3 protein-coding genes and 1 pseudogene are annotated in these 5,300 nt (G+C 69.5%); all 4 read right to left on the reverse strand.

Going from position 1 to position 5,300, the window contains the following annotated elements:
- Window positions 1-1,254 (reverse strand): 16S rRNA (cytosine(967)-C(5))-methyltransferase RsmB (rsmB, locus tag ACR2JA_RS17170; protein ID WP_434010291.1); only part of this gene is annotated, 1,254 nt, incomplete at its 3' end.
- Between the two features lie 21 nt (window positions 1,255-1,275).
- A complete protein-coding gene (locus ACR2JA_RS17175) occupies window positions 1,276-2,358 on the reverse strand; it encodes a M48 family metalloprotease (protein ID WP_434010292.1) in 1,083 nt (360 codons plus the stop codon).
- A 1-nt stretch (window position 2,359) separates the two neighbouring features.
- Entirely contained in the window at window positions 2,360-2,953 is a 594-nt protein-coding gene (locus ACR2JA_RS17180) for a LemA family protein (RefSeq protein ID WP_434010293.1), read from the reverse strand.
- Window positions 2,954-3,196: 243 nt separating this feature from the next.
- Window positions 3,197-5,300: pseudogene (locus ACR2JA_RS17185) on the reverse strand (DNA-directed RNA polymerase subunit beta'); the annotation flags it as partial.

Consider the following 5,300-nt stretch of genomic DNA (forward strand, 5'->3'; position numbering starts at 1 on the left):
GCGCAAATGGCCGGGTGAGGGCTGCAATACCGCATCGGTGTGGCGCCCAAGGAACGCCGCCACCTGATCGGCCCCTTCGGCCTTGAACACCGAGCAGGTGCAATAGACCAGCCGGCCGCCCGGCCGCAACAGCGGCCACAGGGCTTCGAGCAGCTGGCGCTGGATGGTCACGAGCTGGTCCACGTCGGTGGCGCGGCGCAGCCAGCGCACGTCCGGGTGGCGGCGCACGATGCCCGAGGCGGTACAGGGCGCGTCCAGCAGGATGGCGTCAAACGGACGGCCATCCCACCAGACCTGGGTCTGCGCGGCGTCGGCGCATTGCACCTCGGCCGCGAGGCCCAGGCGGCGCAGGTTGTCGTGGATGCGTTCGCAGCGTTTGGCGTCCACGTCCAGGGCCAGGACGTCGAGGTCGGCGCGCTCCAGCAGGTGGGCCGTCTTGCCGCCGGGTGCGGCACAGGCGTCGAGCACGCGGGCACCGGCGGGCCATGCATGGCCGTCCAGCAGCAGGCCGGCCGCGAGCTGGGCGGCGCTGTCCTGCACCGAGCAGTGGCCGCGCGCAAAACCCGGCAGGCGGTCCACCGGCTGGGGCGAGGCCAGCACCAGGCCATCGTCGCCCACAGGCTCGGCCGCCAGGCCGGCGGCTTGCAGGGTCTGGCGGTAGTCGTCGCGCGCCACGCGGCGGCGGTTGACGCGCAGCGCCATCGGGCCGGGCTGGTTGTTGGCGTCCAGCAGGGCTTCCCAGTGCTCGGGGTGGTCGCGCCGCACGCGCTCCACCCACCACAGCGGGTGGTTCCAGCGCGCCACCGGGTCGGCGTCCAGCCCGGCGCACAGCGCCTCGCGCTCGCGCAAAAAGCGGCGCAGGCAGGCGTTGAGAAAGCCGGCCTGCATGCGCGTGCCGCGCGCGGCCTTGGCCGCGTCCACCGCCTGGTCCACCAGGGTGTGGGGCTGGTAGCGCTGGCCTTGCGCATCGTCCAGTAACAGGGCCAGGGCGCTGTGCAGCAGCGCGGCCACCGGCGGCGCGGGCATGCGCTGCACCAGGCGGCGCCCCACGGCGCGCGCGGCGCCGAGCTGGCGCAAGGTGGCAAAGGTCAGCGCCTGCACCCCCGGCCGCAGGGCCGAGGGCACCTGGGGCAACACGTCGCTGAGCGAGCGACCCTGTTCAACGGCGAGCACGCACTGGGCGGTCCAGTGCAACTGGGTCGCCAGGGTGGGGCCGGCGGTGCGGGCCGCGGCAGAGGAGGTGGGTGCGTTCAACGGTGGGATCCGGGGAAAAATTCAGCTCAGCGTCCAGCCGGAGCCGCTCGCCCCGTGGGCGGGCGCAGCGGGCGGCGGGGCAAAGGTGTCGGTGGCCAGGGGGCGCGCTGCGCGGTCATCGCGATCGAGCGGCAGCGGCCCCATGGGCCGACCGTAGATGCGGCGGATGCGCTGCTCCAGCGTGGGGTGGGAATCGAGCCAGTGGGCCACGCGGTCGCCCTCGGTCGAGACCAGCAGCAGGTGCTGCATGGGCGAGCGGTCCTGGCGCGCGTCTTCTTCGTCGGTCTGGGTGCCCAGCACCTTGCGCAACACGCCGCCCAGGCCGTCCTGGCTGCGCGTCCACTGCACGGCGCGGGCGTCGGCCAGGTATTCGCGCTGGCGCGAAACGGCGGCCTGCAGCGCATGCCCGGCCACCCAGCCCAGCCAGCCCGCGGCCATGATGGCCAGGCCCATGAGCGCCGCCACGGTGGTGCGGTCGCGGATGTCCGGGTCCCAGATGCGCTGGCCGAAGCGGAACACCAGCTCCAGGCCGAACACCATGCCGATCAGGCGCATGTTCAGCCGCGTGTCGCCCTCGCGGATGTGGCTGAACTCGTGAGCCACCAAGCCCTGCAGTTCTTCGCGGGTCAGGTGCTCCAGCGCGCCCTGCGTCACAGCCACCACGGCGTCGTCCGCGTCCCAGCCGGTGGCAAAGGCGTTGATGCCGCGCTGGCGCGCCATCACCATGGCCTGCGGCGGCTTCAGGCCCGACGCGATGGCCATCTCGTGCACGATGTTGCCAAAGCGCTGCTCGTCGAAATCGCCCGAGGGGCGCAGTTCGCGCGCCCCCATCTGCCGGGCCAGCGCGACGCCGCCCCCGGCCAGGCGCGAGGTTTCCAGCCACCAGCCGCCCAGCACGAACAGCAGCGTGACCGCCGTGTTCACCGCGAAAAAGTGGCGCGGCCAACCGCTGCCCAGGGGTGCCCAGAAGCCCCAGCTCAGCCCCCACACGAGGGCCAGCGCGGCGTTGACCGCCAGCACCAGCAACGCCACCGTGAGCGCAAACGCGAGCAGCAGCTTGCGTGTCTGCCCCCGCGCCGCGCGCTGGGATTCAAAGATCAGCACGTCAGAACGTCACCTTCACAGGGGCCCGCTCGGCCTCGCTGGTGGTCGATTCGAGCATGGCCTGCGGCTGGAAGTTGAACAGGCGCGCGACGATCAGCGTCGGGAACTGGGCCGCCGCGTCGTTGAATTCGAGCACGTGGTCGTTGTAGGCCTGGCGCGCAAAGCCGATGCGGTTCTCGGTGCTCGACAGTTCCTCGCTCAGCTCGCGCATGGTCTGGTCGGCCTTGAGGTCGGGGTAGGCCTCGGCCACCGCGAACAGCCGGCCCAGCGCGCCGCCCAGCACCTGCTCAGCCCCCACCAGCGCGCCCAGCGCGCCGGTGCTCAGCGGGCTGCCGGCGGCCGTCTGCTCGGCGCTGCGCGCCTGGTTGCGCGCGGCGATCACGGCTTCCAGCGTCTGCGCCTCGTGCGCCAGGTACTTGCGAGCCACCTCCACCAGATTGGGGATCAGGTCGTAGCGGCGCTTGAGCTGCACGTCGATCTGGCCAAAAGCGTTGGCGATCGCGTTCTTCAGCCGCACCAGGCGGTTGTAGGCACCCACGGCCCAGAACAACGCCAGCAGGCCCACGGCCAGCAACACCCATGTCATGGCACCCATCGCTTGATCTCCTTGCGTCCTGCCCCAGCGGCGCGGCCAATATAACCCAGCGTTTTGGGAGCCAGGCCCCTGGCAAAACGGCGCCGGAATGAAAAACGCCCCCGGCGGATGACCGGGGGCGTCGGGGGTCCGGGCGGCAGCCCGGGTGTGTGAGCAACGACCCGCCGCCGGGCCGCCCCAAGGCGGGTCAGCCCCCTCGGGGGGCAGCGACCCGCTTCAGCGGCGGAGCGTGGGGGCCGTCATTCATTCCGCTGCGTCGTTGGAGGTGGCCTCAGCCTGGTCAGCGGCCAGCGACATCGCGTCGGCCTCGGCGATGGCACGGCGCTCTTCGTCGTCCATCTTTTCCTTGACCTTGCGCGCCTCGTGGTACGCCATACCGGTACCGGCGGGGATCAGACGACCCACGATGACGTTTTCCTTCAGGCCACGCAGCTCGTCGCGCTTGCCCATGATGGCCGCCTCGGTCAGCACGCGGGTCGTTTCCTGGAAGGAAGCGGCCGAGATGAACGAGTCGGTGGACAGCGAGGCCTTGGTGATGCCCAGCAGCACGTTGGAGTAGGTCGCGGGGATCTTGCCGTCGGCGCGCAGGGCGTCGTTGGTGTTGAGGATCTCCGAACGCTCGACCTGCTCGCCAGCGATGTAGGACGAATCGCCCACGCTGTCGACGATCACGCGGCGCAGCATCTGGCGAACAATCACCTCGATGTGCTTGTCGTTGATCTTCACGCCCTGCAGGCGGTAGACGTCCTGCACTTCGTCCACGATGTAGCGGGCCAGTTCTTCCATGCCCAGCAGGCGCAGGATGTCCTGCGGATCGGCCGGTCCGTCGACCACGGATTCGCCCTTGTTGACCACCTGGCCTTCGTGCACCAGGATGTTCTTTTCCTTGGGGATGAGGTCGTCCCAGACCTTGCCTTCCGGATCGGTGATCTGCAGGCGGACCTTGCCCTTGGTTTCCTTGCCGAACGACACGGTACCGGTCATCTCGGCCAGCATGCCCTTGTCCTTGGGCGAACGGGCTTCGAACAGCTCGGCCACCCGCGGCAGACCGCCGGTGATGTCGCGCGTCTTCTGGCCTTCGACCGGGATACGGGCCAGCACTTCGCCGGGGCCCACGTCCTGGCCGTCGCGCACCTGGATCAGGGCGCCGACCTGGAAGCCGATCGTCACCGAGTGGTCGGTGCCGGGGATCTTCACTTCGTTGCCCTGGGCGTCGATCAGCTTGACCTGCGGACGCACGACCTTGGCAGCGCCGCGGCGCTTGGGGTCGATCACGACCAGCGTGGCCAGACCGGTCACATCGTCCACCTGCTTGGCGACCGTCAGGCCCTCTTCCACGTTCTCGAACTTCGCCTGACCGGCGAATTCCGTGATGATCGGGCGGGTCAGTGGGTCCCAGTTGGCCAGGATGGTGCCGGCCTTGATGGTCTGGTCGGGCTTGATCGTCAGGATGGCACCGTACGGCACCTTGTGACGCTCGCGCTCGCGGCCGTGTTCGTCGGAGATGATGATCTCGCCCGAACGCGCGATCACCACCAGCTCGCCCTTGGTGTTGGACACGTAGCGCATGGTCGCGTTGAAGCCGATCACACCGCTGGACTTGGCTTCCACGCTGGAGGCCACCGCCGCACGCGAGGCCGCACCACCGATGTGGAACGTGCGCATGGTCAGCTGGGTGCCGGGTTCACCGATGGACTGGGCGGCGATCACACCGACGGCTTCGCCGATGTTGACCAGACCACCACGGCCCAGGTCGCGGCCATAGCACTTGGCGCAGATACCGAAGCGGGTTTCGCAGGTCAGCGCGGTGCGGACCTTGACTTCGTCCACGCCAGCGACTTCCAGCTCGTCGAGCATGTCTTCGTCCAGCAGGGTGCCGGCCGGCAGCAGCGTCGCGCGGGTCTCGGGGTGCAGCACCTCTTCGGCCGTGGTGCGGCCCAGGATACGGTCGCGCAGCGACTCGATCACTTCACCGCCTTCGACGATGGCGCGCATCAGCGTGCCGTTGGAAGTGCCGCAGTCGTCCTGGTTCACCACCAGATCCTGCGTCACGTCCACCAGACGGCGGGTCAGGTAACCCGAGTTCGCGGTCTTCAGCGCCGTGTCGGCCAGACCCTTGCGGGCGCCGTGGGTGGAGATGAAGTACTGCAACACGTTCAGACCTTCACGGAAGTTGGCCGTGATGGGGGTCTCGATGATGGAGCCGTCGGGCTTGGCCATCAGGCCGCGCATGCCGGCCAGCTGGCGGATCTGCGCGGCGGAACCGCGCGCACCGGAGTCGGCCATCATGTAGATCGAGTTGAACGATTCCTGCGGCACCTGGTTGCCATGGCGATCGGTCACAGTC

The sequence above is a fragment of the Hydrogenophaga sp. genome (assembly GCF_051007235.1).
GTDB lineage: Bacteria > Pseudomonadota > Gammaproteobacteria > Burkholderiales > Burkholderiaceae_C > Hydrogenophaga.